Genomic DNA, 4574 nt, shown 5'->3' on the forward strand with positions numbered 1-4574 from the left:
GCACGCGCAGATTCAATTCCGCTGGCGCGTCGAGTTCGGCGAAGCAGCGGAGTTGGCTCGCGATCGTCCGCTGCGTGTCGGACGGCGTGCGCCATGCGTTGCCCCCCGCCGTCACGGTGGCGATGCGGCCGGATGGTGGACTGGACCTGCCGGCGGTGCTCGCCTCGCTGGCGCGGCGGCCGGCGCAGCTGGCCGAGCTGGCGCGGATGACCATCATCTTCATCAGCGCGATGCGGCAGCTGAAGCGCGGCGCCCGAAGGATCGGGCCTCTGCTGGCGGGCCTTGGCGAGGGGTCGTCTACGCCGCCCGCTGCACCCGTCTGAAGCCCTCCGGGTCCGCCTCTCGAATGCGCGTCAGCTCGCGCTCGACATGCGTCGAGTGGACGTCCGCCGCCGGCCGGGCGCCCGACAGGTCGATGTCCGGCGCCATCGGGCCGTCGGTCCTGACGCCGTTGCGGCCGATGCCGAACATCTTGAGCGGGTGCCGGATCGAATCAGTCGCGGCGGTCCCCTCGAACCCGCAATGGACCATGCAGTTCGAGCATTTCTCGTAGCGGCCGACACCGTAATCGTCCCAGTCGGTCCCGTCCATCAGCTCGGCGAAGGTCGCGACATAGCCTTCGCCGACCAGGTAGCAGGGCTTCTGCCACCCGAACACGGTGCGCAGCGGCATGGACCAGGGGGTGCAGGCATAGGTCTGGTTGCCCGCCAGGAAATCGAGGAACAGCGGCGAGTTGGTGAACGTCCACTTCTTGCCGCCGTCACCGCGCCGGAACACGTCGCGGAAGAAGTTCTTGGTCCGTTCGCGGGTCAGGAAATGTTCCTGATCGGCGGCGCGCTCATAGGAATAGCCGGGTGAGATGGTGATCTCGACGCCACGCGCCTCCATCTCGTCGAAAAAGGTGGCCAACCGCGCCGGTTCGGCGCCGTCGAAGACGGTGCAATTGACCTGCACGCGGAAGCCGCGCGCCTTGGCCAGCTCGATCGCCTCGATCGCGACCGCGAAGGTCCCCGCCTGATCGACCGCATGGTCGTGCATCCCCTGGTCGCCGTCGAGATGGATCGACCAGGTGAAATAGGGCGACGGCTGATACTGATCGATCTTCTTCTTCAGCAGCAACGCGTTGGTGCACAGGATCACGAACTTCTTGCGGCCGAGATACCCCTGCACGATCGCCGGCATGTCGCGGTGGAGCAGCGGCTCGCCCCCCGCGATGGAGACGGCGGGCGCGCCGCACTCGTCGATCGCCGCCATGCACTGCTCCACCGAGAGCCGCTGGTTGAGGATTGCGTCGGGATAGTCGATCTTGCCGCAACCCGGGCAGGCGAGGTTGCAGCGGAGCAGCGGCTCCAGCATCAGGACGAGCGGGTAACGACCACCTTTCAGATGTTGTCGCAGCGTATAGGCGCCGATGCGGACCAGCGGGGCTAGGGGGAGGCTCATGGGCAGGTGACCTGTTCGGCCGCAATCGCGGCGCGCGCCGGCTCGCGGCGCAGTTCGGGGGGAAGGCTGAACGACACGTTTTCCTCGATGCCGGCGAGTTGCGTCACCGTCACCACGCGCGCGCGGCCGAGCACCGCGACGACGCTGTCGACCAGCTCGTCGGGCGCCGACGCGCCGGCGGTGAGGCCGACGGTCGCGGCACCATCCAGCCAAGCCGGATCGACCCCGCTGCCGTCGTCGACCAGGTAGCTCGGCACGCCGAGCTCCTCGCCGATCTCGCGCAGCCGGCTGGAGTTGGAGCTGTTCTTCGCGCCGACGACGATCAGCACGTCACTTTGCCGGGCCAGGTCCCGCGCGGCGGACTGGCGGTTCTGCGTCGCGTAGCAGATTTCCGACACATCGGGGCCGGCCAGGTCGGCGAAGCGCGCCTGGAGCGCGGCGATGATGCCGCGCGTGTCGTCGACGCTCAACGTCGTCTGAGTGATATAGGCGACCGGGGTGGCGGCCTCGATCGGCAACGCGGCGACATCGTCGATCGTCGAGACGAGGTGCATCGGCGCGTCGATCTGTCCCCGGGTGCCGACCACCTCGGCATGGCCGGCATGGCCGATCAGCACCAGCGCCCGCCCGGACTTGGCGTAGCGCCGGCCCTGCACATGCACCTTGGTGACCAGCGGGCACGTGGCGTCGAGCACCGGCAGCCCGCGTTGGCGCGCCTCGGACTGGATCGCGCGCGCGACGCCGTGCGCGCTGAACACGGTGGTCGCGCCTTCGGGGATCTCGGACAGATCCTCCACGAAGATCGCGCCCTTGCCACGCAGGGTCTCGACGACATGTTTGTTGTGGACGATCTCGTGGCGGACATAGACGGGAGCGCCATATAGTTCGAGCGCGCGTTCCACGATATCGATCGCCCGCACCACGCCGGCGCAGAACCCGCGCGGACTGGCCAGCAATACCCTGAGCGGCGGCAACCCATCCTTCGTCAAGCCCGACCTCCTAGCTCAACCCGGCGGCAACTGGGAGCGAGCGCCGTAGCCGGCCCGCTCGGGCGACAAAAGTGACAAATGCGTGCGGGTCGCGCGCCGACGCGATAGTGGACCGCTCCACCTGCCAGCGATAGGACGAGCGGATGCGAACCGCCCCCCTCGCCGCGCTGGTGCTGATCTGCTGTTCCGCCGTCTCGTTCGCGCAGGGCGAGGACCCGGCGCGCGTGCCGGTCGATCAGCTCGACGCCGGGCTGCTGGCAATCATGAAGGCGGGCAAGGCGGCCGGAACGGGCGCCCGCGCCGCGCGAATCTCGCCGGTGATCGACCGGGTCTTTGATCTGCCGCTGACCACCCGCCTGTCGGTCGGGGCCGCCTGGACCGGCTTCTCGGCCGGGGACCAGGCGGCGCTGGTCGCGGCGGTGCGGCGGCTGACGATCGCTCAATATGCGAGCAACTTCGATGGGTGGAACGGCGAAACGTTCACGGTCGCCCCGCAGGTCGAGTCCCGCGGTGGCGACCGGCTGGTCCGCACGACGCTCGCCAGCCGTGGCGCCGCGCCTGTCGCGATCAGCTATCGCCTGCGTCAGAGCGCCGACGGCTGGCGAGTCGTGGACGTGTTCTACAAGAACGCGATCAGTCAGCTCGCGACTCGGCGCAGCGACTTCGCCGCCGTGATGGCCAGCGGCGGCGCCAAGGCGCTGATCGCGCACCTCAACGATCTGGCGGCGAAAGCCGGCGGGTGATCGCCGCCCTGATCGGCCCGATGCTTGCGCTGGCCGCGCCGCTCCAGGCCGCCCCGCCCGCGGTCGGCCCGCCCGCGGCCCCGATCCGGACGTCCACCCCCGGCGACCCGCACGAGCGGTTCAACCGCCGGATGTTCGCACGCTACCAGCGGTTCGACCGGCACGTGCTGGGTCCGACGGCGCGCGGCTATGCGCGGATCGTGCCCAAGCCGGTGCGTGGCGGCATCCGGCACTTCTTCGCCAACCTCGGCGAGCCGCTGGTTTTCCTCAACTACCTCCTGCAGCTCAAGCCGGGCAAGGCGGCGGAGACGGCGGGACGGTTCGTCATCAACTCGACGCTGGGGCTGGGCGGGCTTGTCGATGTCGCTAAGCTGCCCGGCGTGCGCTTGCCGCATCGGCCGAACGGGTTCGGCGACACGCTCGGCTATTACGGGGTGAAGCCCGGCGCCTATCTGTTCCTGCCGGTGATCGGGCCGACCACGGTGCGCGATCTGCTGGGCGGTCAGGCCGATGGCCTGGTCCTGCCGCTGGCGGTGGGCACGCCGTTCGACAAGCTCGCCTATCAGGTGCCGCACGCGGTGCTGACCGGGCTGGACCAGCGCGCGGAGGCGGAAGGCGATCTGCAGGCGCTGCTCGCCGGCGCCGTCGACCCGTATGCGACGCTGCGCTCGGTCTATCTGCAGGACCGGGCGGGCGAGATCGCGCAATTGCATGGCGCGCACCGCCCGGCCGGGTCGCAGGACGGGTTGGCCGATCCGCTCATCGATCCGGCCGCGCCGCCGGACGCCGGTCCACCCGAGTTGCAGGACCCGCTCGCCGATCCAGCGGCTGTGCCGGCGCCGGCCGGCGCCGTCGACCCGGCTACGCCCGCGCCCTCTCCTCCCGCGGCGGACCCAGCAACGCCGGCTCGAAGATAAGCGCGCAGATCAGCGTCCACGCGAGCGAGATCAGCAGGATCTTGCCCATGCTCGCGGTGCCGGGATGGGCCGACAGCCACAGGCTGCCGAACGCGGTCCCGGTCGCTAGCGCGCTGAACAGTACCGCGCGCGCCAGGCTCGATTGCAGCAACCCGGTCGCGCCGCCCCGCCATGCCATCACGAAATAGATGTGGAACGCGACACCGACCCCGAACAGCAGCGGGAAGGCGATGATGTTGGCGAAGTTGATCGGCTGCGCGATAACGACGCAGGTGCCCAGCGTCAGGAAGATCGACAACACCACCGGCGCGAGCGTGAACGCCACCTCCTTCACGTCGCGCAGCACGGCGAACAGCAGCAGGCTGACCAGTACAAACGCGATCACGCCGGCCTGGACGAACGCGCCGGCCACCGTGCCGCCCGCCGCCTGCGTCGCGACCGGCAGGCCGGAGATGGCCGGCGTGACGCGGGCGACCGCGGCG

At 69.8% G+C, this 4574-nt stretch carries 4 protein-coding genes and 2 pseudogenes; 3 read left to right on the forward strand and 3 right to left on the reverse strand.

Annotated features, from left to right (window positions below; genetic code table 11):
* A pseudogene (locus HUU95_RS09105) lies at positions 1-323 on the forward strand (hypothetical protein); the annotation flags it as partial.
* Here HUU95_RS09105 and hpnH read toward each other — a convergent pair.
* Positions 298-1443 carry an adenosyl-hopene transferase HpnH gene (gene hpnH, locus HUU95_RS09110; RefSeq protein WP_174279823.1) on the reverse strand — a complete coding sequence of 382 codons (1146 nt, stop codon included), beginning with the start codon at positions 1441-1443 and terminating at the stop codon, positions 298-300. The pseudogene HUU95_RS09105 and the gene hpnH overlap by 26 nt on opposite strands.
* Positions 1440-2432, reverse strand: a complete 993-nt coding sequence (ispH, locus tag HUU95_RS09115) for a 4-hydroxy-3-methylbut-2-enyl diphosphate reductase (protein ID WP_254602716.1) — start codon at positions 2430-2432, stop codon at positions 1440-1442. The genes hpnH and ispH overlap by 4 nt, the downstream gene beginning before the upstream one ends.
* A gap of 143 nt (positions 2433-2575) precedes the next feature.
* Here ispH and HUU95_RS09120 point away from each other — a divergent pair, with 143 nt between their 5' ends.
* On the forward strand, positions 2576-3175 hold the full coding sequence (locus HUU95_RS09120; protein ID WP_174279824.1) for an ABC transporter substrate-binding protein: 600 nt from the start codon (positions 2576-2578) through the stop codon (positions 3173-3175).
* Complete coding sequence (locus HUU95_RS09125; protein ID WP_254602717.1) at positions 3172-4092, forward strand: MlaA family lipoprotein; 921 nt, start codon at positions 3172-3174, stop codon at positions 4090-4092. Before HUU95_RS09120 ends, HUU95_RS09125 begins: the two co-directional genes overlap by 4 nt.
* Here HUU95_RS09125 and HUU95_RS09130 read toward each other — a convergent pair.
* Positions 4037-4574 (reverse strand): annotated as a pseudogene (locus HUU95_RS09130) (MMPL family transporter); the annotation flags it as partial. The gene HUU95_RS09125 and the pseudogene HUU95_RS09130 overlap by 56 nt on opposite strands.

The organism is Sphingomonas bacterium, assembly GCF_903643065.1.
Taxonomy (GTDB): domain Bacteria; phylum Pseudomonadota; class Alphaproteobacteria; order Sphingomonadales; family Sphingomonadaceae; genus Sphingomonas.

What these genes read in the sequence shown, in the direction of transcription:
- HUU95_RS09120 (WP_174279824.1), top strand. Translation starts at nt 2,576, where the DNA reads ATGCGAACCGCCCCCCTCGCCGCGCTGGTGCTGATCTGCTGTTCCGCC.
- hpnH (WP_174279823.1), bottom strand. Translation starts at nt 1,443, where the DNA reads ATGAGCCTCCCCCTAGCCCCGCTGGTCCGCATCGGCGCCTATACGCTG.